The sequence below is a fragment of the Geodermatophilus ruber genome, from assembly GCF_900114385.1.
GTDB lineage: Bacteria > Actinomycetota > Actinomycetes > Mycobacteriales > Geodermatophilaceae > Geodermatophilus > Geodermatophilus ruber.
Window position 1 is genome coordinate 107,906 of record NZ_FOSW01000008.1, and the last position, 21,581, is coordinate 129,486.

General features: G+C 71.7%; 26 protein-coding genes. 19 read left to right on the forward strand and 7 right to left on the reverse strand.

All coding sequences use genetic code 11. From position 1 onward, the window contains the following. Positions 1-119: 119 nt before the first annotated feature. From BMZ50_RS14130 to BMZ50_RS14160, 7 genes are all read left to right on the forward strand, one after another. The gene (locus BMZ50_RS14130) at positions 120-614 is read left to right on the forward strand and encodes a flavin reductase family protein (RefSeq protein ID WP_177212784.1); all 495 of its coding nucleotides are present in this window, start codon (positions 120-122) and stop codon (positions 612-614) included. Positions 615-656: 42 nt separating this feature from the next. After that, positions 657-1,055 carry a TIGR03618 family F420-dependent PPOX class oxidoreductase gene (locus BMZ50_RS14135; protein ID WP_091325677.1) on the forward strand — a complete coding sequence of 133 codons (399 nt, stop codon included), beginning with the start codon at positions 657-659 and terminating at the stop codon, positions 1,053-1,055. 158 nt (positions 1,056-1,213) lie between these two features. Beyond that, positions 1,214-1,510, forward strand: a complete 297-nt coding sequence (locus BMZ50_RS14140; RefSeq protein WP_091325679.1) for a Dabb family protein — start codon at positions 1,214-1,216, stop codon at positions 1,508-1,510. Continuing rightward, the gene (locus BMZ50_RS14145) at positions 1,510-2,433 is read left to right on the forward strand and encodes a cyclase family protein (protein ID WP_091325680.1); all 924 of its coding nucleotides are present in this window, start codon (positions 1,510-1,512) and stop codon (positions 2,431-2,433) included. The genes BMZ50_RS14140 and BMZ50_RS14145 overlap by 1 nt, the downstream gene beginning before the upstream one ends. Before the next feature lie 199 nt (positions 2,434-2,632). Then, positions 2,633-3,472 (forward strand): carbon-nitrogen family hydrolase, encoded by an 840-nt coding sequence (locus BMZ50_RS14150; RefSeq protein ID WP_091325682.1) that lies wholly within the window; start codon positions 2,633-2,635, stop codon positions 3,470-3,472. A gap of 360 nt (positions 3,473-3,832) precedes the next feature. Then, complete coding sequence (locus BMZ50_RS14155; protein ID WP_091325683.1) at positions 3,833-4,384, forward strand: LURP-one-related/scramblase family protein; 552 nt, start codon at positions 3,833-3,835, stop codon at positions 4,382-4,384. Positions 4,385-4,838: 454 nt separating this feature from the next. Then, positions 4,839-5,123 (forward strand): DUF4333 domain-containing protein, encoded by a 285-nt coding sequence (locus BMZ50_RS14160; RefSeq protein ID WP_218146250.1) that lies wholly within the window; start codon positions 4,839-4,841, stop codon positions 5,121-5,123. A 110-nt stretch (positions 5,124-5,233) separates the two neighbouring features. Here BMZ50_RS14160 and BMZ50_RS14165 read toward each other — a convergent pair whose 3' ends face one another. The 4 genes from BMZ50_RS14165 to BMZ50_RS14180 all read right to left on the reverse strand — a co-directional run bounded on the left by BMZ50_RS14165 (position 5,234) and on the right by BMZ50_RS14180 (position 8,602). Then, positions 5,234-6,304 carry a sodium:calcium antiporter gene (locus BMZ50_RS14165; RefSeq protein WP_091325685.1) on the reverse strand — a complete coding sequence of 357 codons (1,071 nt, stop codon included), beginning with the start codon at positions 6,302-6,304 and terminating at the stop codon, positions 5,234-5,236. A gap of 200 nt (positions 6,305-6,504) precedes the next feature. Further along, positions 6,505-7,086 (reverse strand): antibiotic biosynthesis monooxygenase, encoded by a 582-nt coding sequence (locus BMZ50_RS14170; protein ID WP_091325687.1) that lies wholly within the window; start codon positions 7,084-7,086, stop codon positions 6,505-6,507. Positions 7,087-7,365: 279 nt separating this feature from the next. Continuing rightward, positions 7,366-8,184, reverse strand: a complete 819-nt coding sequence (locus BMZ50_RS14175; protein ID WP_177212785.1) for an alpha/beta fold hydrolase — start codon at positions 8,182-8,184, stop codon at positions 7,366-7,368. An 82-nt stretch (positions 8,185-8,266) separates the two neighbouring features. Next, a complete protein-coding gene (locus BMZ50_RS14180) occupies positions 8,267-8,602 on the reverse strand; it encodes a hypothetical protein (protein WP_091325691.1) in 336 nt (111 codons plus the stop codon). A gap of 92 nt (positions 8,603-8,694) precedes the next feature. On the opposite strand from BMZ50_RS14180, the gene BMZ50_RS14185 reads away from it, so the two are divergent. Next, the gene (locus BMZ50_RS14185) at positions 8,695-9,960 is read left to right on the forward strand and encodes an MFS transporter (RefSeq protein ID WP_091325693.1); all 1,266 of its coding nucleotides are present in this window, start codon (positions 8,695-8,697) and stop codon (positions 9,958-9,960) included. 99 nt (positions 9,961-10,059) lie between these two features. Here BMZ50_RS14185 and BMZ50_RS14190 read toward each other — a convergent pair whose 3' ends face one another. Continuing rightward, the gene (locus tag BMZ50_RS14190) at positions 10,060-10,959 is read right to left on the reverse strand and encodes a LysR family transcriptional regulator (RefSeq protein WP_177212786.1); all 900 of its coding nucleotides are present in this window, start codon (positions 10,957-10,959) and stop codon (positions 10,060-10,062) included. A gap of 208 nt (positions 10,960-11,167) precedes the next feature. Between BMZ50_RS14190 and BMZ50_RS14195 the strand changes: the two genes are divergently transcribed. From BMZ50_RS14195 to BMZ50_RS14215, 5 genes are all read left to right on the forward strand, one after another. Beyond that, a complete protein-coding gene (locus tag BMZ50_RS14195) occupies positions 11,168-11,881 on the forward strand; it encodes an alpha/beta fold hydrolase (protein ID WP_218146251.1) in 714 nt (237 codons plus the stop codon). Positions 11,882-11,954: 73 nt separating this feature from the next. After that, a complete protein-coding gene (locus BMZ50_RS14200) occupies positions 11,955-12,260 on the forward strand; it encodes a hypothetical protein (protein ID WP_091325699.1) in 306 nt (101 codons plus the stop codon). Positions 12,261-12,346: 86 nt separating this feature from the next. Next, positions 12,347-12,688: a PspC domain-containing protein gene (locus BMZ50_RS14205; protein ID WP_091325701.1), complete on the forward strand. Its 342-nt coding sequence runs from the start codon at positions 12,347-12,349 to the stop codon at positions 12,686-12,688. Between the two features lie 231 nt (positions 12,689-12,919). After that, the gene (locus BMZ50_RS14210; RefSeq protein WP_091325703.1) at positions 12,920-14,059 is read left to right on the forward strand and encodes a globin domain-containing protein; all 1,140 of its coding nucleotides are present in this window, start codon (positions 12,920-12,922) and stop codon (positions 14,057-14,059) included. Continuing rightward, entirely contained in the window at positions 14,056-14,796 is a 741-nt protein-coding gene (locus tag BMZ50_RS14215; RefSeq protein ID WP_091325705.1) for a DivIVA domain-containing protein, read from the forward strand. Before BMZ50_RS14210 ends, BMZ50_RS14215 begins: the two co-directional genes overlap by 4 nt. A 12-nt stretch (positions 14,797-14,808) precedes the next feature. On the opposite strand, the gene BMZ50_RS14220 is transcribed toward BMZ50_RS14215, so the two are convergent. Further along, the gene (locus BMZ50_RS14220; protein WP_091325707.1) at positions 14,809-15,090 is read right to left on the reverse strand and encodes a hypothetical protein; all 282 of its coding nucleotides are present in this window, start codon (positions 15,088-15,090) and stop codon (positions 14,809-14,811) included. 16 nt (positions 15,091-15,106) lie between these two features. Further along, a complete protein-coding gene (locus BMZ50_RS14225) occupies positions 15,107-15,502 on the reverse strand; it encodes a VOC family protein (protein ID WP_091325708.1) in 396 nt (131 codons plus the stop codon). A gap of 195 nt (positions 15,503-15,697) precedes the next feature. Between BMZ50_RS14225 and BMZ50_RS14230 the strand changes: the two genes are divergently transcribed. The 6 genes from BMZ50_RS14230 to BMZ50_RS14255 all read left to right on the forward strand — a co-directional run bounded on the left by BMZ50_RS14230 (position 15,698) and on the right by BMZ50_RS14255 (position 21,479). Then, positions 15,698-16,315: an LURP-one-related family protein gene (locus BMZ50_RS14230; protein WP_245753651.1), complete on the forward strand. Its 618-nt coding sequence runs from the start codon at positions 15,698-15,700 to the stop codon at positions 16,313-16,315. Positions 16,316-16,708: 393 nt separating this feature from the next. After that, positions 16,709-17,539: a mycofactocin-coupled SDR family oxidoreductase gene (locus BMZ50_RS14235; RefSeq protein ID WP_091325713.1), complete on the forward strand. Its 831-nt coding sequence runs from the start codon at positions 16,709-16,711 to the stop codon at positions 17,537-17,539. A 111-nt stretch (positions 17,540-17,650) separates the two neighbouring features. After that, entirely contained in the window at positions 17,651-18,622 is a 972-nt protein-coding gene (locus BMZ50_RS14240; RefSeq protein ID WP_091325715.1) for an aldo/keto reductase, read from the forward strand. Then, on the forward strand, positions 18,619-19,458 hold the full coding sequence (locus BMZ50_RS14245) for an SDR family NAD(P)-dependent oxidoreductase (RefSeq protein WP_091325717.1): 840 nt from the start codon (positions 18,619-18,621) through the stop codon (positions 19,456-19,458). Before BMZ50_RS14240 ends, BMZ50_RS14245 begins: the two co-directional genes overlap by 4 nt. A 335-nt stretch (positions 19,459-19,793) precedes the next feature. Beyond that, positions 19,794-20,612: an acetoacetate decarboxylase family protein gene (locus BMZ50_RS14250; RefSeq protein WP_091325719.1), complete on the forward strand. Its 819-nt coding sequence runs from the start codon at positions 19,794-19,796 to the stop codon at positions 20,610-20,612. Between the two features lie 108 nt (positions 20,613-20,720). After that, positions 20,721-21,479, forward strand: coding sequence for an SDR family NAD(P)-dependent oxidoreductase (locus BMZ50_RS14255; protein WP_091325721.1), 759 nt, complete (start codon positions 20,721-20,723; stop codon positions 21,477-21,479). The last annotated feature ends 102 nt before the right edge of the window (positions 21,480-21,581 follow it).

The window sequence follows — 21,581 nt, forward strand, 5'->3', positions numbered from 1 at the left end:
GGCGCACTTCCCGGCAGCCACAGAAGACCAACCGTTGCCCATGCCTCGATAAAAAGCTAAGTTACTTAGCAAAGTTTCTGAGACACTAACGTGCTCGTGACCCTTGGGAGGGGATCTTCGTGGCCAGGACACTGACCGCAGCCGAACTGCGCGGCGCGTTCTCACGATTCGCCACCGGCGTCACCGTGGTGACGTACGAGGTCGAGGGGGAGCCGCGCGGATTCACCGTGAACTCCTTCACGTCCGTTTCGCTCGATCCGCCGCTCGCGCTGGTCTCCGTGGCCCGTACCGCCGCGGCTGCCTCCCGTCTCGCGGGTGCGCGGTTCGCGATCAACGTGCTGAGCGAGGACCAGGAGGCCCTCGCGCTGCAGTTCTGCGGGCGGCAGCAGGACGACCTGGAGATCGGCTGGCGGATGACGCCCGGGCAGGCTCCGGAGCTCGACGACGTCGTGGCGGCCTACCAGTGCAGCGGCTGGCAGGTCGTGTCCGCCGGCGACCACGACCTGCACGTGGCGGAGGTGCTCTCGGTCCGCGTGGAGCCCGAGAAGAGCCCACTGCTGTTCATCAACGGCAAGTTCGTCACGGCTGCGACCGGCTTCCTGCTGGCCGGCTGACACGGCTGTCGAACCGAGGCGGACGTCAGAGAGGCGGAGAACATGGCGGACCTGAACGAGGCCGTGGTGCAGCGGCTGCTCGAGGGGCGGAACCACGCGGTCATCTCCACGCACACCCAGGACGGCGCCATCCACAGCGCTGTCGTGTGGGTGAACGTCGAGGACGGGATGCCTGCGGTCAACAGCGCCATCGGCCGGCGCTGGCCGGCCAACGCGGAGCGGGACTCCCGGGTGACGCTGCTCGTCTACGACCCGGCCAATCCCTACGAGTACGTCGAGATCCGGGGGCGCGCGACGGGGCGTACCGCCGGCGCGGACGACCACATCGACCGGTTGGCCCAGAAGTACTTGGGCGTGGACCGGTACCCCTTCCGGGCCGAGGGCGAGCGACGGATCACCTACCTCGTGGAGCCCGAACTGGTCCGCCACCAGCAGCAATGACGGCCGCTGGACCGGGCCCGGCGGCCGGCGGCACCACCCGCGACCGCGGGGCGTCCGCCGCCTTCCCTGCCGGCACGGGGGGCGCCCATACGGCCTGACCGGCAAGCCCGACGAAATCGACGACGTTCTGCGTGAATTTCACCGACAGGAGAGCGGACATGCTTCGACACATCTTCATGTGGCAGGTCGCGGAGGGGTGCGACAATCAAGAGATCATCGACCTCCTCGACTCCCTCAAGGGCCTCGAGCCCCTGCGCAGCTGGGAGCTGGCGGCGCACCAGGGCGAGCCCAACGAGAACGGCCGTCCGTGGGACGGTGTGCTCATCTCCGACTTCGACGACTGGGTGGGCCTGGAGGAGTACTCGAACCACCCGCTGCACAGCCAGGTCGTGGAGAAGCTCCTGCCGATGGTGTCCGAGCGCGCTGTCGTCGACTTCGTGCGCGAGGAGGCGTGATGGCGCGCGCGGACATCAAGGTCGGCATCAGCCCCTACGGGGCGGACGACGAGCGGGGCGCGCTCAACAAGATGACCGGGGTGTCACAGGCGAAGATCCTCGCCCGCGCCGACGGCTCGCACGTGTACGACCTGAGCATCGACTACTTCGTCGGCATGCCCAGCTTCCAGGCGGCCGGTGACCCCGCCTACCAGATCTTCATGAGCCACACGCCAGCCGGCACGGCGGTCGACAACCTCAACGGCGTCGGCGACGACGTCAACGGGCGGGTGTGCTACTCGGGCGACGTGATCTTCATGTACACGCACACCGGGACGCACATCGACGCGCTCAACCACTTCGGCGTGAACGGGAAGATCTACAACGGGTTCACCGCCGAGGACAGCCTGGGCAGCCGGCACTGGATGCGCGGCGGGGCGGAGCAGATCCCCCCGATCGTCGCCCGGGGCATCCTGCTCGACATCGCCGGGCTCAAGGGCCAGGAATGCCTGCCCCCGTCCTATGCGATCACGGTGGAGGACTGCCAGCAGGCGCTGGAGCAGAAGGGCCTGACCCTGGAAGAGGGTGACGTCGCTCTGGTCCGCACCGGCCGGATGGCCTTCTGGCCCGACGGGTCCAAGGTGCTGGGTAACCCGCCCGGCCTCAGCCTGGAGGCCGCCCGGTGGATCACCGACCAGGGAATCATCGCCATCGGTGCCGACCAGGAGTGCGTCGAGGTAGGCCCCTCGCAGCACGAGGACAACTGGCTGCCCGGCCACTGCCACTTCCTCACCGAGGCCGGTGTGCCGATGATCGAGCTGATGAACCTCGAGGAGCTGGCACGCGACGACGTCGCGGAGTTCTGCCTCATCGCCGCGCCGATCCGGCTCAAGGGAGCCACCGGTTCGCCGCTGCGTCCCATGGCGATGCCGCTCATCAGCTGACCGGGAATGAGCCGGGCGTCCGAGGCCCGGTCCCGAACGTGGCTGTGTGCTCGCCGGCCGACGGCTGGCGAGCACACAGCCGCGTCCAACCAAGGCTGGGCCTGGAGTGCCCACTCGACAGAGGAAGAACGAACGACGAGCCGTGACACGACTTCCGCAGCCGACGCCCTCCGCACCGGTCGGGCATGACGCCCGGCCGGTGCTCCAGGTCCGTGTCGTCCAGGTCGCTTATGGCGACGACGAGTCCGTCGAACAGCGAGTGACCCGTGTCGCCCAACTGGTGCGCCAGCAGCAGGACGCGGACCTCATCGTGCTGCCCGAACTGTGGTCGCACGGCGGGTTCGCACACTCCGCGTGGCGTGCGCGTGCCGAGCCGCTCACCGGCCCGACGGTCGCCGCCCTGTCGGCCGCCGTGCGGGAGACCGGTGCCGTCGTCCACATCGGCTCGTTGGTGGAACGGGTCGCCTCCGGGTCGTCGCCCGGCCCGGAGGGGCGTGGCCTCTGGAACACCTCCGTGGTTCTGGGCCCCGACGGGCAGATCCGCGCGACGTACCGCAAGGTGCACCGTTTCGGGTTCGGTGAGGGTGAGCCGGTGCTCCTCGAGGCGGGGGAGGAGATCGTCACGAGCGAGCTGACCGGCCGGCGCGGGGGCGGGGTCACGCTGGGCCTCGCCACCTGCTACGACCTCCGGTTCCCCGAGATGTTCCGTGCTCTGCTCGACGCGGGCAGCGAGGTGTTCGTCGTCCCCGCGGCGTGGCCCCTGGCTCGGGTGGAGCACTGGCAGCTCCTCGGTCGTGCCCGTGCCCTGGAGAACCAGTGCTTCGTCATCCAGTGCAACACCGCCGGGACGCACAGCGGCGTGGCCATGGGCGGAAACAGCCAGGTGGTGGGGCCGGACGGAGCAGTGCTGGCCCGCGCGGGAGTGGGGGAGGAGGTGCTGTCGGTCGCCCTCGACCTGGCCGAGTTGGAGGACTTCCGCAGCTCGTTCCCGGTACTCGGTGATCGCCGGCTCCTTCCGTCCTCCGGTCACGACAGCTAGAGGGGCACGGGTACCGGTTCGCGAAGACGCGGGAGATCGCCGGCAGTGGGAGCCGGGTCCACGGAGGCAGGGCCACCTCGGCATCGTTCTTGGTGGGGCCGGTGCCGGGACTTTCCGATCTCGGGCACAGCACGCGCAGGCAGCGCTCATGAGCTACGAGGGGGCGCGTGGAGGAGCTCCGCCGCTGTTCATCGCCTCTTGTCAGACCCCGAGCGCCTGCTGGGGACTCACCATCCCGGCGTCGAGAGGCGGAGGGTGCCCGTCAGGGCAGTGGGGTGCGGTCGATCCGCCACAGCGGATGAGGCGCTGTCCCGGCGCGCCCGCGAGGCTGAGGCCTGCGAACCGAAGTGAGGTGACGGCATGCTGCGAGGCAGGCGGGAACGACGCGAGGAGCGGCGGGAAGAGCGCCGGGGCGGCGAACAGCGGGTGCACTACAGAATGCGCCAGCGGCTGGTCTCCATCGGCGACGACTACTGGATCGAGACCGACCGCGGGCAGCGAGCGTACAAGGTCGACGGCAAGGCGCTGCGGCTGCGCAAGACGCTGGTCTTCGAGGACCCGGACGGGCGCGAGTTGGCGAAGATCCAGGAACGGGTCGCCCGGATCAAGGACTCGATGGAGATCGAGGACGCCGAGGGCCACCGGGTGGGGATGGTGAAGAAGGCGCTGATCACCCCGCTGCGGGATCGCTGGGTCGTGAAGATCGGAGACGGGCCGGACCTGGACATCCAGGGCAACGTCCTCGACCACGAGTACACGGTCACCGACGGCCGCACCCCGGTGGCCAGCGTGTCGAAGAAGTGGTTCCGGGTGGCCGACACCTACGGCGTGGAGATCGCACCCGACCAGGACCCGGTCGTCGTACTGGCAGCCACGGTCGCGGTCGACATGATGGCGCACCAAGGGCGGTGACACCGGCGCCGGCCAACGAGGCGAACGCCGAGGGTCGGCGCCCGTGAATGCGACGGCCGTCCTCGTCATCGCCGCGGCGATCTTCCTGTGGGCCGTGCCGTCGGCGCGGTTGGAGCGGGCAGGTCCCGGCCCGGGGCGCGGCTGACATTGGCCGCGCGGGTGGCCACCAAGCCCGGCTGTCGGCGTTCCGGTCCGTCACCGCCGGAGCTGGACCACCTCGTCGAGCCGGAGGTCAACCGGCCGTGACGCGCGGGGTGGGCGACCCGGGCTCGCACCGCGGGTGGTCGTGGATCACCGTCTGCCACTCGCGTCACGGCTCGACGCATCAGCGGATGCGAATGCCCAGCTCAGCGACATCCCGCTGCTACTTTCCCGGCGCTTCGCACGGGAACCTTCCGCGTGCGTCCGACCCGGGGAGATAGTCATCAGCCGCACCGCACGCCGCCTGTACCTGTTGGCAGCCGCGCCCGCACTCGTTCTCGGCCTGAGCGCCTGCTCGAGCTCCATCGCCTCGGACGACCTGGCGACCCGGACCGCCGATCTCCTCGAGGAGGAGGTCGGCGTCCGTCCGGACATCTCCTGCGACGAGGACCTCCCGGCGGAGGTTGACGCGACCACCCGCTGCCTCCTCACCGACGAGGAGACGGGCGAGGAGTACGGCGTCACGATCACCGTGACCGCGGTCGACGGCAGCGACGCCGAGATCGACATCGCGGTGGACGACGCCCCGAGCGAGTGACGACGCCGGGAACCGGCGTCCGGCAGGGGCGGGCGCAGCACTCGAGCGCCGGCGCCTGAGGATTCCGGACCCCGGGGCGGTCGTCCCTGACGGCCGCCCCGGGGGCCTCATCAGTCCAGTTCGACGGGAGCTCCGCCGAACGCGACGAGGCTGACCACCCAGTAGGCGGCGTAGAGCGCCAGCAGGGTGCAGCCGTGCCATCGCTTCAGCCGGCCGGTGGACAGGAAGTACGCGGCGAGGCCGGTGAGGCCGATCAGCGCCGGCAGGTGCCAGGTGAGCACGTCCGCGCCGACGACGATGCCCCCCGCCAGCAGGGTGATGCCCAGCTTCCCGGTGACCGAGAAGACGACGCTGCCGATGACGTTTCCGACTCCCATCTCCGGCACGCCCCGGCGGAAGGACTCCACCGTCAGGAAGATGTCCTCGATGGTCAGCACGGCGGTGGCGATGGTGGCCCCGAACACCGTGCCCTCCAGCCCGTAGGTCGAAAGGATCCCCGCGGTCCCGGTGCTGGTGGTCGCCGCGCCGATGATGAGCCCGGCGAGCGCGAGCACCGCCAGCCCGAGGTTGGCCCAGCCGGGCAGCTCGCGCGCCTGGGCGATCGGCATGTCGTCGAGGGCCTGCCGCTCCCGCTCGGCCGCGTCCCGTGCTCCGCCGCCGGCCGGTTCGACCCGCCCCACGTACGTCTCCGGCCCACCGACGGTGGCGGCCTCGTAGATCTCCACGTCCCGGAACACCGGCACGCTCCGGCGCAGCTCCCGCGCCGCGACATAGGCGATGAACAGGACGAACAGGCCCAGGAGGATCAGGCCGTCGGTGCGGGTGAGCGGCGCGGTGAGCGTGAACGGCACCGTCACCAGCGGGGCGGCGGCGAACAGGACGACGTAATCCCGCGGGATGTCGACCCGGCTCGGCGTGAGGATCGCGGCGAGCGCCAGCACCACCCCGGTGAACGACAGTGCCGTCCCGAACACGATGCCGAGCGCGACCCCGCTGAACCCCTCGAGGTTCAGCGCGACGCCCAGCGTGATGTCGTCGAACTCCACCCCGGTGAACACGATGGCGAGCAGGAACAGCGGGAGCCGCAGACCGCTGGCCGCCCCGACGAGGTGGGTGATCAGCTTCTCGGCGCTGACGATCAGCAGCGTCGCCCCGGAGATGAAGATGAAGATCGAGGTCACAGGCGGAGCTCCTCCCCGCCGCGGCCGGACGGCCGGGGCGTCGAAGCCTCAACCCGCGCAAGCTAGGGCGGCGCCGGGCGGGGTGACAATCCCTTCGGACCGCGGAGACGCCGGGTTCGCCGCGGAACGGCGGGGCCGCTGGGCGCGGCACACACGAAGCGCTACGGCCGGCGAACTCCCACCGGACCGGAACCGCGCGATCAGAGCCAGCGGCGTAGACCCCGGGTGACGACCGGCATCACGACGTACGTCATCAGCGTCAGCAGCACCAGCGGGAACAGCGCCGAACGCACCGGGAGCGGCAGGGACTCCGTGCGGGGCACGACGAAGGTCTGGAAGGCCAGTACCAGCGGGTAGATGGCCAGCAGCGAGACCAGCCACATCTTCCACCGCGGTGGGGGCCGCATCATCGCCGTCGGATGGGAGGGGACGTGGAACCAGGTCTCCAGCCCGGTCCGTTGCTGCACCGCCGTGCGGGCATCCGCCAGCGCGGCGCCCCGCTCGACCCACCGCGCCCGTTCCTCGGAGTCCAGCCAGCGTTGGAGGTCGCTCTGGTGGGCGAACTGGTGGATCAGGTGGAAGTCGCGGCTGCCGTCCTCGTGGATGACGGTGGCGCCCAGATGCCCGCGGAACCGGGCCGTCGCCGCGTGCGCCTCCTGCGCCCAGTCGGCGAACTCCTCCTCGCGTCCCGGCGCGGCCCGCCAGCTGAAGACGGCGGTCACCGGGTCGTCGCGGACAGCGCCGCGCCCTCGCTCAGCGGACTCGTCGCCGGCCCCGGCCATGCCTTCAGTGTCCGGCCGACACCGCGGCCCCACCACACGTCCTACGTCCTACGTCCTGCGTCCGGCTCCGCAGCCCGGCCTCGACGTCGCGCCGGGCCGTCGGGCTGCCCTGACCGTCGTCGAGAACGCCTGCCAGTTCCCCGACCGACGGGTTGTGGCCGACGACGGCCAGCGTCCGCACGTCCTCGGGCACGTCCCGTCAGGCGGAGAGCAGCGACTCGACGGAGTTGCCGTAGATCCGCGCGTCGACGAGGAGTCGGCGTGGCTGCACCGGCAGCGTCAGGTCCCGGCGACGGCCAGGCCCACCTGCGTCCGGACGAACTCGGCCACGACCTCGTGCACGGCCTCGCGGTCGTGCTCGTTGAGGACGTCGTGCAGGTCGCCGGGGAAGGTGCGCAGCGTCGCCCGCGGCAGCTGCGCGACGAGCGCCCGCGAGTCCACGACCGGGACCATCGGGTCGTCCTCGCCGTGCACGAACAGCGTCGGGATCGACGGCCGGCCCTCGGCCACCGCGGCCGCCACCTCCGGCCAGGTGCGCATCACCGCCTCCATGGTCGGCCGCGGGGCAGGCCCGCGGTAGACCAGCGGATCGTGCAGCAGCGCGTCCACGTAATCGGGGTGCGTGCTGAACATCTGCCGGGGGTCGGGCGACTCGATCTCCTCGGCGCCGGCCTCGAGCTCCGCCGCCACCCACGGCAGCGGACTCGCCGGCGGCGCGGAGACGACCAATGCCTGCGCCAGCCGGGGCGAGCGCTGGGCCAGCAGCAGGGCGGCCAGCCCTCCACCGCTGTGCCCCATCAGCACCAGCGGCCGGTCCGGGTGCTCGGCGCGGGCGAGGTCGGCCAGCGTGCGCGCGTCGTCGACGTACTCGTCCCAGGACAGGAACAGGTCACGCTCGCCGTCGCTACGGCCGTGGCCGATGGCGTCCAGGGCGTGCACGGCCATCCCGTCGGCGGTCAGCCGCCGGGCCAGCGCGTCGTAGAGCCCGAGGTGCTCGCCGAACCCTCCGTGGCAGAAGACGACGATGCCGCGGACGTCGCCGTCCGGCAGCCAGGCGTCGTGGTGGATGCGTCCCCGGGAGCCGATGAAGAACGGCATCGTCGGGATCCTTCCTGAACGGGCCCGTCCAGCAGATGGCGGGGAGCATCCACCGGTCATCGCGCCGCCCGCAAGGCGGTGGCTACTCGGCCTGGTCCGGGTCGTCGCCGTGCGCCTCGGCCGGAGGGTCGTTCGCGGGGTGGTCCGGCTCAGGTACGGCGTCGGGGCGCATCTCGTCGAGGCGACGCTGCAGGTCGCCGCGGACGGCGTCGTTGCGAGTGCTGTCCCTGGCCTCGGTCAGAGCCGCGCGGTAGGCCAGGGCGCCGACCGCCGTGCCTGCGGCTCCTGCCCGCCGGTACCACCCGTACCTCTCGACCACCTCGCCGGTGCCGGAGTGCAGTCGGCAGACCAGGTGCCACTCCTGCTGCTTGCGCAACGTCCAGTAGGTGCCATCGCGCGTGTACGCCGTGTAGGACATGGGCTCCGTGTACCCCGCCGACACCGGGCAGCCCCAACCCGACGGCGAGAGGGCATGCGGCGCACGGCGTTCGACCGGCGCACAGTGATCTGGTGACTTCGACGCGCGACGCCGCAGGCGCTCCGTCGCCACCGGCCGGGTCGGCGGACCACGCGGGCCACCGGGTCGGTGAGCCCGGTTACCGCCGGATCACGGGAGCGCTGTTCGCCGCGGGGGTGGCGACCTTCGCGGTGCTGTACAGCACCCAGGCGCTGCTCCCGGAGCTCGCCCGCGCGTTCTCCGTCTCCGCCGCGCAGAGCACGCTGTCGCTGTCGCTGACCACGGTCGGCCTCGGCGTCGCGCTGCTCGTGGCCGGCCCGCTCTCGGAGGTGGCCGGCCGCACGCGGCTGATCCACCTCTCGCTGACGGCGTCCGCGGTGGTGGCGCTGGCCTGCGCGGCCGCGCCCAGCTGGGAGGTGCTCCTGGGCATGCGGCTGCTGGAGGGGATCACCCTCGCCGGGCTGCCGGCGGTCGCCACCGCCTACCTGCGCGAGGAGTTGCACGCCGACACCCACGCCCGCGCCGCCGGCCTCTACATCGGCGGCACCGCCCTGGGCGGGATGACCGGCCGCCTGGTCACCGGCGCCGTCGCCGACGTCGCGGGCTGGCGCTGGGCGCTGGCGGCCGTCGGGGTCCTCGTCCTCGCCTGCGCCCTCGTCGTCCGGCTGTTGCTGCCGCCCTCGCGCAACTTCGTCCCCGCACCGGCCCGGCTGGGTTCCCTCGCGACCATGACGCGGCGCGCGGTCGCCGACCGCGGCCTGCTCGCCCTCTACGCCATCGGCGCCACCTCGATGGGCGCGTTCGTCGCGGTCTTCAACGCGATGGGCTTCCGCCTCACCGCGGCGCCGTTCTCCCTGGGGCTCGCCGCCGCCGGCCTGGTCTTCCTCGTCTACCCGATCGGCTCGCTGAGCTCGATCGTCGCCGGACGCCTGGCCGACCGCTTCTCCCGCCGCGGGGTCGCGCCCATCGGCTGCCTGATCACCGTCGCCGGCGTGCTGCTCACGCTGCCCGGCTCGCTGCCGCTCGTCCTGCTCGGCCTCGCCGTGATGACCGCTGGGTTCTTCGCCGTCCACGGGGTCGCCAGCGGCTGGGTGCCCACGCGTGCCCACGCCGGCGGCGTCGCCGCCGGCCAGGCGGCCTCGCTCTACCTGTTCGCCTACTACCTGGGGGCCTCGGTCTTCGGCAGCCTCGCCGGCCGGGCCTGGACGGCGGGCGGCTGGCCGGCGGTCGTCGCGCTGTCCTCCGCGCTGGTCCTCGTCAGCGGCCTGCTCGCCCTCCTGCTGCGGCGCACCCCCTCGCTCGACCCGGTCCGTCGCTGACCCGGGGGGCTCAGGTGCGCGGATCGTTCACGACGGCGAGGAACAAGGGCGAGCGCGTCGCGGGCCGATCTCGATCCCGTGACGCCGAGGGCTGCGGGGCTACCCCCGGGCCCCGAGGCTCGCGATCTGCTCCCGGTAGGCGGCGAGGAAGGCGCGGCCGGCGGCTCCGCGGAGCGTCTCGTCCCGGGTGACGATGCCGAGCTCCCAGAGGGGGGCGCCGGTCAGCGTGGCGACGGCGACGCCGTCGAAGATCTCGTGGTCGACGCAGTCACGCGGCCCGTAGGCGATGCCCATGCCCTGCTGCACCATGCTCAGGAGACCCCACCAGCCGTCGACCTCGAGGCGTACCTGCCGCCGCACGCCGTGCTCCTCCAGCAGCCGGTCGAACAGCTCGCGGGACTGCCATCCGGGGGTCAGGTCGATGATCGACTCGTCGACGAGGTCGTGGGGGTCCACGTCGTGCGCTCCGGCCAGGCGGTGCCCCGCGGGGCAGAAGACGGCGAGCGGCGTGCTGATCAGCGGCTCGAACTGCAGCGCGGGAGTCATGCGCTCGGTCCTCGGGGCGAGCGCGAAGTCGACCTGACCGTCGATCACCAGGTCGGTCATGGACCTCGCACCGGCCGGCACCACGCGCACGTCCACGCCCGGATGCTCGGCGTGGAACCGGCGGATCGTCGCGACGATGTCGAGGCTGCGGGGGGCGGCCACGGCAGCGACGCGGACCGACCCGCGGAGCAGCCCGGTGATCTCCGCGACGGCGTTCCGTGCCCGGTCGGCGTGCTCGAGCACGGCCCGCGCCGGCTCGAGGAAGGCCCGGCCCGCATCGGTGAGCTCGGCGCCGCGCCGGCCACGGATGAACAGCTCCGTGCCGAGCTCGCGCTCGAGCGCCAGCAGCGATGCCGAGAGGCTCGACTGCGCCAAGAACACGCGTCCTGCGGCGGAGGTGAACGAGCCCCCCTCGACGACGGCCAGGAAGTGTTCCAGCTGTCTCAGTTCCACAAACGGAGGAAACGATCGATGCGGACAACGGCAACGGAGAGTGATCTTGGGTGCTCGGCTCCACCGGCAGAAGTGATGGCCCCCGGCGTGCCGACCTGACGGCGTCCGCGCCCCGGCCACGCCCTACGCTGGGCAAAACGCTTTCCTCCACCCAGCGAGAGAGGCTTCCATGCACTCCGGGTCCGCGTCATCCCTCCCGACCTCCACCGTGACCCCCACGGTCGTCCTCGTCCACGGGGCCTGGCACGGTCCCTGGTGCTGGGACAAGATGCTGCCCCTGCTGGCCGAGCAGGGCCTCCAGGTGCGCACGGTAGACCTGCCCAGCAGCGGCCCCGACGTCGACGCCCTGGGCACCCTGGACGACGACGTCGCCGTCGTCACCGCGCTGCTCGACGAGGTGCCCGGCCCCAAGGTGCTGGTCGGCCACTCCTACGGGGGGCTGCCGATCACCGAGGCCGCGGCGGGGCGGGACGACGTGGTGCACCTGATGTACGTCTGCGCCTTCATGCTCGACGTCGGCGTCAGCCTGCTGGACGCCGCCGGTGGTCAGCCGATGTCGTGGTGGCAGGTCTCCGAGGACGGCCGGTCCATCACGGCGGGACGGCCGGAGTCGGTGTTCTACGACGACTGCGACCCGGAGGAGACGGCGGCCGCGGTCGCGCGCCTGACCCCGCAGTCGATGAGCTCGTGCACGACCCCGCTGCGCGCTGCCGCCTGGTCCACGGTCCCCTCGACCTACGTCGTGGCCGACCTCGACCCCGAGCTGCCCCAAGCCGTGCAGGAGATGATGGCCGCCGGCAAGGCGACGCACGTGCGGCACATCGACGCGGCGCACTCCCCGTTCCTCTCCCGCCCGCGGGAGCTGGCCGCGCTCATCACCGAGACCGTGCGCGCGGCAGTGGCGGAGCCGGCCGAACGCTGAGTTCCCCCGGCGGCTGCCGGCGAGGAGCCCGGACGGGCTCCTCGCCGGCCGGTCATCCGGCACGCTCACCGACATGAGCGACACCGCGCAGGTCGGGCTGGCCGTCGTCTGCTACGCCGTGGCGGTGTCGGCGCAGCTGGCCGGCCTCGCCCTGCTGGTCACGGAGGCGCGGAGGACCGGCGCCGCCCTGCGCCGGTGGCGCGACGAGGATCCCGAGCGCCGGTGGAGCGACGAGGACCCCGAGCCGGCGGGGCAGCACGGGGACCTCGACCGCGTGGTGGCCCGCCTCGTGGGCAACTCCTTCGACCGGACGGCCGCCGTCGTCCTGCTGGCGGTCGGCGTCGTGGCCGGCGCCCTGGGCCACTTCCTCAGCCTCTGACCGGGGACCTCCCCGACCCCGGAACCCGGGACGGATCCGGGCGTTCCCCGATGGTCCGCGGCCGGGCCGGTCGCGAGGCTGCTCCCATGACTTCAACGCCGAACCCCGTCCCGCCGGCCGTGGCCCAGCCCACCGGGGAGCAGCGCCCGCCGGTCCGCCCCCTGCTCCGCAGCGGCACCGATCGGATGGCCGGGGGCGTCTGCGGCGGGCTGGCCGAGTACAGCGGCATCGACACGGTCCTCTGGCGCGTCGGCTTCGTCGTCCTCACGCTCCTCGGCGGGGCCGGCGTCCTCGTGTACCTGCTGCTGTGGGTCCTCACCCCGTCCGCGCCCCTGGCGCCGGACCGCGCGCCCACCCCGCTCGACGGGCTGGTCGACCGGCTGCACGCGACGCTCACCGGCCGCCCCCGCCCGGGTGAGCGCGGCTAGCGGACCGGCGCTGGGCAGGGGCGATCAGCCGCGGGCGGGTGCCTGGCCGCATCGGACCGGAGGCGCCGTCGCCCTCGCGCGAGTCCATCGCTACGCTGGGTGAGTGGCTGCTGCCGCATTCCGCACCGCCGGGATGGGGTTGCCGCTGCTGACAGTCGGGTGCGACGGTCTCCGGGAAGGGTGCCTCGCCTCAGGAGATCCGAACAGCACGGGGGAGATGGAGGCGCGCGCTTGGACATCCCCGCGATGCGGGCCAGCTTCGCCAAGGCCGCTGCGGCCGGCGACGAGGCTCCCCTGTACTTCTACTCCCACCTCTTCCTCAGCCACCCCGAGACCCGGCGGTTGTTCCCCGTCTCGATGGCCCACCAGCGCGACCGGCTGTTCCAGGCGCTCGGCGACGTGGTCGCCTACGTGGACGACCTCGACCGGCTCGTGCCGATCCTCCAGGCGCTGGGGCGCGACCACCGCAAGTTCGGCACCGTCGCCGAGCACTACCCGGCCGTCGGCGCCAGCCTGCTCGCCACGCTCCAGCACTTCGACGACGAGTGGACCCCGGAGCTGGCGCAGGACTGGACGGCGGCCTACCAGCTGGTCGCGCAGGTGATGATCGAGGCGGCCGAGGAGGCCGCCGATGCGCCGCCGTGGTGGAACGCCGAGGTCGTCGCGCACGAGCGGCGCACGATCGACACCGCGGTCCTGTGGCTGCGTCCCCGGCCGGACTTCCCGTACCTGTCGGGGCAGTCGGTCTCGCTGGAGACCGACATCCGCCCCAAGCTGTGGCGCTACTACTCCCCGGCCAACGCCCCGCGCCCGGACGGGCTGCTGGAGATCCATGCCCGCGCCTACGCCGGCGGCCCGGTCAGCACCGCCCTCGTGCGCCGGGTCGGCGTGGGCGACGTGCTCCGCCTGGGGCCGCCCCTGGGGCACATCGACTTCGACGTGGACTCCGACCGCGACCTGCTGCTCGTCGCCGGCGGCACGGGGCTCGCGCCGCTCAAGGCGGTGATCGACCAGGTTGCGCGGTACGGGCCGCCGCGCCGGGTCGACCTCTACGTCGGGGCGCGCACCGAGGAACAGCTCTACGACCGCGCCGACCTGGAGCGCCTGGCGGCCGAGCTCCCCTGGCTCACCGTGACCTTCGCCGTCTCCGACGACGAGCTCTCCTCCCTGGAGCACGGGGACGTGGGGGACGTCGTCCTGCGGCACGGTCCGTGGGCGAGCCGGGACATCTACGTCGCCGGGCCGGAGCCCATGGTCGAGGACACGAACCGGCGGCTGCTCAAGGACGGCGTGCGGCCCGAACGGATACGCAGCGAGGTGTTCGCCCCCAGCCGGCTGGGGCCCAGTCTCGACGGAGAGGTGACCGAATGACCAGCCACGAGCACGGCCCCGTGCAGGGCGAGCGACGTCTGGCCCCGGCCGACGTCCGGAACGTCCAGTTCACGCGGGGGACCATGCTCCGCCCGGGCTACAGCGAGGACGAGGTCGACCGCTTCCTGCTGTGGATGGCCGACGAGCTGGCCCACCTCCACGCGGACAAGGCGGAGCTGCGCGACCAGGTGCGCGCCCTCCAGGCGCAGGTGGCCGACGCCTCCGCGGTCGAGCCGCCGAGCGAGCAGGCCGTGCGCATACTGGCCACCGCGCAGCAGACGGCCGACAGCTACGTCGCCGAGGCCGAGGACTTCAGCCGGCAGATGACCACCGATGCCCGCGCGCAGTACGAGGAGCAGCTGCGCCGGGCGCGGGACAACGCGGGCGCGATCATCGCCGCGGCCCAGGAGGCCGCGGCCAAGCTGGTCGCTGGCGGGCAGCCCGCGCCCGACGCCGCCGAGCGCCCCACCACCCAGGAGCTCGAGGACCAGGTCGCCTACCTGAAGGCGTTCGCCCAGGCCTGCCGGGTGCAGCTGCGGGCCTACCTGGAGGCGCTGCTCACCGACGTCGAGACCGAGTGGGGCCGGGCCGACCCGGGCTCCCTGCCGCAGCCGCCCCTCCGGGCCCCGGCGCAGCGCTCGACCGCCGACGCCGCCTCCTCCGCGCTGAACGTGGCCCGCGAGGTGCCGCTGGACGACAGCACGGGCAGCTCCGGGGTGATCACGCCGCGCGGGTGAGCCCGGGACCGCTCAGCGGGCGGCGAAGTGCTCGCTGATCCGGCGGGCGTAGTACTGCTCCCAGGGCTGCGCCGGCTGCACGTCGGCGATCTCCCTGTCCAGGAGGACGAGGAGGTAGGTCAGCTCGCTGCGCACCGGTGTGCGTCCCAGCAGTTGCGGTAGCTCGGACAGCTCGACGAGCCACTGCGCGTACCAGGACGCCCAGTCCGGGTCCTCCCCGTCGGTGATCCGGTAGACCCGGTGGTGGGTCTCGGCGGCCTCGTGCAGGAGATCGGCGATCGGTCCCGGTTCCATTGCGGCCCGTCCCCGGTCAGCCGCGCGGCGCGGCCTGGTCGATGCACATGGTGTTGCCCTCGCTGTCCTTGAACCAGGCCGCCCGGCCCATGCCGTCCAGGGTGGCGATCTCGCCGTCCCACCGGACGCCGGGCATGTCCGCGTAGACCTCGAAGGTCACGCCCTTGGCCTTGAGGTCACGCACCTCGGCCTCGATGTCGTCGACGTGCCACTGGGCGATCGTGTGCCCGGCCTGCCCGGCGTAGGCGGTCCGGTAGATCTGGAACGACGTCCCGCCCGCGGTCGTGTAGGCGAGGTACACCTCATCGACCTCGAGGGTCGGGGAGAGGCCGAGCTTGTCGGCGTAGAAGTCCCGCGCGCGCCGCAGATCGGCCGCCGGGATGTTCGCCTCGACCCTGCTGGTGGTGAGCATGCTTGCTCCCGACTCGCTGTCGTGCGCGCTGCACCGCTGGGGTGCCGCGACGCTAGTCCTGGCGCCGGCAGCGGGCAATGCCTGCGCCGACGCGGGAGCCCACCTCACCACGTCCGTGCTCCCGCCCGGGGGGTGCGCCAGGATGAGGTCCGCTCTCACCGCTGCACTCAGCCTCCGACTCCCGGGAGTCCCGCCGTGACCTCTCCTTCCGGCCAGCCGCCGGCCGCCATGGTCGTGCCCGCGTTCTTCGTGAAGCAGCGGATCACGATGATGGTCAACCGGTACGAGATCCTCGCCGCCAACCCCGACGGCAGCGAGGGGCAGATGCTGGCCTTCGCCGAGCAGAAGCGGATGAAGCTCAAGGAGGAGGTCGTCTTCTTCGCCGACGAGTCGAGGACCCGCCGGGTGTTCTCCTTCCGGGCGCGCCAGGTGCTCGACGTCTCGGCGCAGCACGACGTCCTGGACGAGAACGGCGTGGCGCTGGGCATGTTCAGCAAGGAGTTCGGCGCCAGCCTGCTCCGCTCGACGTGGCACCTGTCCGCGCCGGGCATCGAGGCCGTCGGCCAGGAGCGCCGCCCGCTCATCGCGATTCTCCGTCGGGTCTGGGACTTCATCCCCTACGTCGGCGACGTGTGGGTGCCCTTCGTCTTCCACTTCGACTTCGTCGACACCGCCACCGGCGCGGCCGTCCTGGTCAGCGAGCGGCAGAAGGCCATCCGCGACCGCTATGCCGTGACGGTGCCCGACCCCCGCCTGGACTTCCGCGTCGCGGCGTCCATGGCCGTGGCGCTGGACGCCCTGCAGAGCCGCTGACCCCGGCGAGGAGGGGGGCACCGGCTGTCGACCGGTAGCCGCCACCCGACCATGCGCTGGCCTCCCCGCACACAGGATCCCCAGGACGACGTCGACTCCGGCGCAGCAGCACTCCTCCACATCGCCGCCCACGTAGGTCCCGTCGGCAGCGCCGTGTCCGGCCTCGCGGCCGGCATCCGGGGGGTGCCTGCACCCGCATGTCGTCGGCGCACTCGCCGACTGTGCGTGGGGCCTTGACGACTGTGATGCACGTCCCTAGCCTTTGACTCAGTGAGACGCCATTCCGTTCAGCGGAACCACCTCACATGCATTGTGTCCTAACCGCAATACGGCGGGCTCTGTCACTCCCGGCATGGGAACGGCCTGTCGAACCACATCAAGGGAGATGCCTCCATGGGACGTGTCGAGGGCAAGGTTGCATTCATCACCGGGGCGGCTCGCGGGCAGGGGCGGTCTCACGCGGTGCGGCTGGCCCAGGAGGGCGCCGACATCATCGCCGTCGACTTCTGCACCCAGATCGACACCGCCCCGTACGACCTGGCGACCCCTGAGGACCTGGCGCAGACGGTCAAGGAGATCGAGGCGCTCGATCGGCGGGTCGTCGCGGTCCAGGCCGACGTGCGGGACTACGGCGCGCTGAAGGCCGCGCTCGAGCAGGGCGTCGCCGAGCTCGGCAAGGTCGACATCGTCGTCGGAAACGCGGGAATCCTCAGCCTCGGTCGGGCGCACGAGCTCACCGAGCAGGAGTGGCAGGACATGCTGGACATCAACCTCACGGGCGTCTGGCACACCGTGAAGGCCGCCATCCCGCACATGCTCGAGGCCGACAACGGCGGGTCGATCATCCTGACCAGCTCCACCGCCGGCACCAAGGGGCTCGGCAACGCGGCCCACTACGTCGCCGCCAAGCACGGTGTCGTCGGCATCATGAAGACGCTCGCCGTCGAGCTGGGGCCGCACAACATCCGCGTGAACACGGTGCACCCCACCCAGGTGAACACGCCGCTGATCTTCCACAAGCCGCTGTACAAGGCGTTCCGGCCCGACCTCGAGGACCCGACGCTGGAGGACTTCATCCCGCCGTCGATCGGGATCAACCTCATCCCGGTTCCGTGGATCGAGTCCGTCGACGTCAGCAACGCGGTGCTGTTCCTCGCCTCCGACGAGGCGCGTTACGTCACCGGCACCGAGCTGCGCATCGACGCCGGAGCCCTCACCAAGTAGTCCGCCGGGATGGTGACCGAGGCCAGGGATGGGTCGCGATCGACTGCGCGTCCCGCGACCCATCCCTCAGTCCGGCCGGCGGTGCGGCCCCCACATCTCAAGGAGACAGGCATGCAGACGCGTCCGCTCGGTCGGACCGGCGTGGAGCTGACGGTCCTCGGCATGGGCACCTGGGCGATCGGGGCGGGCAAGCGCCGCACCTCGAACCTGGGTCCGGTGGATGACGAGGAGTCGGTCGCCGCCATCCACCGCGCGCTGGATCTGGGGATCAACTGGATCGACACCGCGGCCTACTACGGCTTCGGGCACGCCGAGCGCATCGTCGCCCGGGCGCTGCGCGGCCTGCGGGAGCGGCCGCTGGTCTTCACCAAATGCGGGCTCGTGCCGAGCGAGGTCGCCGACTTCGAGAACCGCATCACCGCCGCCTCGATTCGCGAGGAGGCGGAGGCCAGCCTGGCCCGGCTGGAGACCGACGTCCTGGATCTGCTGATGATCCACTGGCCGATCCCCGACGACGACATCGAGGAGGGGTGGAGCGCGCTGGCCGACCTCAAGGCGGCGGGCAAGGTCCGCTTCATCGGCGTCTCGAACTTCTCGGCCTCCCAGATGGCGCGGTGCGAGCTGGTCGCGCCGATCGACGCGATCCAGCCCGAGTACTCGCTCGTCGACCGGACCGCGGAGGAGGAGGTGTTGCCCTACGCCGAGAAGGTCGGCATCGGGACAGTCACCTACTCGCCGCTCAAGCACGGCCTGCTCAGCGGCAGCATGACCCGCGAACGCGTCGCTGCGTTGACCCCCTCCGACTGGCGGCGCGGGCACGAGCAGTACACCGAGCCGAAGCTGTCCGAGAACCTCCGACTCGTCGACGCGCTCCGCGAGGTCGCCGGCCGGCACGGGTGCACGGTCTCGGAGGTAGCGATCGCCTGGGTGCTCCGCCGTCCGGCCGTGACCAGCGCCATCGTCGGTCCCCGGCGACCGGAGCAGCTCGGCGACCTGGTGGGCGCGGCGGACCTGCAGCTGCGCGACGAGGACCTGGCCACCATTGAGGCCCGTCTGGGCATCGCCCCGGGTGCGTTCCGGTGAAGGCCTGGTTCATCACCGGGGCCTCCCGCGGTCTGGGGCGCGCCTTCACCGAGGCTGCCCTGGGCCGGGGGGACCTGGTGGCCGGGGTGGCGCGCGATGTGGGTCCGCTGAAGGACCTCGTGGACCGGTACGCCGGAGCCTTCATGCCGGTGCAGCTCGACGTGACCGCCCGCGCGGACGTGCTGCTCGCCGTCGACCGGGTGCACGAGGTGTTCGGTCGCCTGGACGTCGTCGTCAACAACGCCGGCCACGGGGTCCTCGGCGCCATCGAGGAGGCGGGTGAGGCGGAGACGCGTGGGCTCCTGGACGCGAACCTGCTGGGCCCGATGTGGGTGGTGCAGGCTGCTCTGCCCTATCTGAGAGCGCAGGGCAGCGGGCACATCGTGCAGGTCTCGAGCATCGCCGGCGTCGCCGCCTTCCCCATGGTGGGGCTCTACTGCATGAGCAAGTGGGCCCTCGAGGCCATGAGCGAGAGCTTGGCCGAGGAGGTCCGGCCCTTCGGTATCGACGTGACGCTGCTCGAACCGGGAGCCATGCGCACCGACTGGGCGCACACGTCGATGCGCCGTGTCGCGACGACTCTCGATGCGTACGCGGACGCCTGGGACGCCAGGTTGGAGGCCATGTCCTCGGAGTTCGACCGGCAGCAGCCGGGCGATCCGGCCCGTGCCGCCGACCTGCTCCTGGAGATCGTCGACCACGCCTCGCCGCCGCGGCGGGTGCTGATGGGCTCTGGAGCGTTCGACCTGGCCGTCGATCGCCACCGGTCGACCTTGGCCGAGTGGACGGCGTGGGAGCGGTCCTCCCGAGGCGTGGATTTCCCGCCGGCCGACTGAGCCCATGAAGCGGGGGAGCGGTTCTGCTCCCGCGTGCACGCAGGTCCTGACGCCCGGGGGCGGTGCCCGCCCCCGGGCTGGACGTGCTTCCACGTCGTGCCTGCTCAGGGCCCTGCTCCGGGCGGGACAACTTCCTCCCGGGGTTTCCGGTCACGTCTTGACGTGACCGGAACCACTCTGCAAGCATTCAATCCACCGAGACAGCGTTTCGTTCAGCAGAACAAGCGGTGGACGGTACCCCGGAGGGGCCGCGCCTCGCGTCTCGATCGGATCGGCTCCGTGCCGAGGTAAGTCACCCCAGCGGCACCTGCCGCAGATGCAGTGAGGAGAAAGACATGGTTCAGAAGCAGGCAGAGGTGTGCCGCAACTTCGAGCTGGACTGGCTCGCCTGCGCGCAGGGCGAGGACGAGACGGGTCAGATCGACGCCGACTACATCGTTCTCCGCGCGAAGGGCGACATCGAGCAGCTCCGCAAGCTCGTTCCCGCTCCCCTGGAGGCCACCGACGAGGTGATCATCTACATGGGGTGGTTCAAGGAGACCCAGAAGGAGGGGAAGACCACCTGGGCGTGGCCGTTCCACGAGTGGGGCATCGGTGTCGTCTCCCAGCTCCCGGGCCGGCCGGAGACCAAGGGCAACTTCCTCGTGCAGCTCTACGTCGACGACGACCTCGTGCTGGTGCACGGCCGCGAGGTCTGGGGTTACCCGAAGAAGATCGGCGAGATGGAGATCTCGCCGAAGACCACCGACGGTGACTCGGACAGCTACGAGTACACGGTGAGCCGGCGCGGCACCAAGCTCATCTCCGCCCGGGTCGAGAACCTCCAGCCGATCGAGGCCTCGGAGTTCCCCTTCTTCGGCCGGACGCACGCCATCTGCTTCCGCCAGGTGCCGTCGCCGGACAGCGTCGCCGTCGAGAAGCAGCAGCTGGTCTTCGTCCAGCTCGACTTCGACACGACCGACGCCAAGAAGGGAACCGGGGAGATCACCCTCACCGACGGCCCGTTCGACCAGCTGCCGATCGGCCCGCTGACCGACATCGAGGCCTTCTTCGGCCGGTCGGCCTTCAACCACCGAGGCATCAACAACCTGGTGGTGGACGCCGAGGAGCTCGCCCGCCCGCTCGACGTGAGCAAGGCCGGCAAGAGCTCCTGATCGCCAGTGCTCGCCGGCGGGGGCTGCGTCCGAGAGCCCCTGCCGGCGAGCCGCCCACTCCGGTCAGCGCACCGGGTCGAGACCTCCGTGGAAGGCAGTGCTGAGGACATGAAGTTGAGCGGGAAGGCGTGCATCGTGACCGGGGGAGCGTCCGGCATCGGTCGCGCCACGGCGGTCGCTTTCGCGCGCGAGGGCGCCCGGGTCACCGTGGCGGACTTCAACGCCGCCGGCGGCGAGGAGACCGTCGAGACCATCCGGGCGCACGGCGGTGAGGCGGTCTTCGTCAAGAGCGACGTCGCGCAGGAGGACGACTGTCGCCAGGTGGTCGAGGCCACCGTCGACGCGTTCGGCCGGCTCGACGTCCTCTTCAACAACGCCGGCATCAACCCCATGGAGGGCAGCGTCGTCGACATGAGCGTGGAGGACTGGCGACGGGTCCTCTCGGTCAACGTCGACAGCATCTTCTTCTGCTCGCGCTTCGCGATCCCGGAGATGCGCCGCACCGGCGGCGGCCGGATCATCAACACCGCCTCCCCGGCCTCGTTCAAGGGATGGCCCGGCAACGCCGCCTACATCACCTCCAAGGGCGCCGTCCTGTCGCTCACCCGGGCGATGGCGATGGACCTGGCCAAGGACGGCATCAGGGTCAACGCCCTCGTCCCCGGCCTGATCATGACCGGCATCGGCCAGGACTTCCTCGCGGCGCAGGCCGATCCCGCGGCGGTCGCCGCGAGCAACCCGATGAGCCGCCCGGGCGAGCCCGAGGAGGTGGCCCCGATGGTGGTCTACCTTGCGTCGGACGAGTGCACCTTCTCCACCGGAGCTCCCTTCTTCGTCGACGGCGGCGAGCTCTCCGGCGTCGCCTGATCCCGGCCCCGCGCGACCGCCGGGCCGGCGGTCGCGCGGGCCCGGTGCCCCCCCTTGTCGACCGCCCGCGGGCGCCCCTGCGCAGCCGCCGGCGGTCCCTGC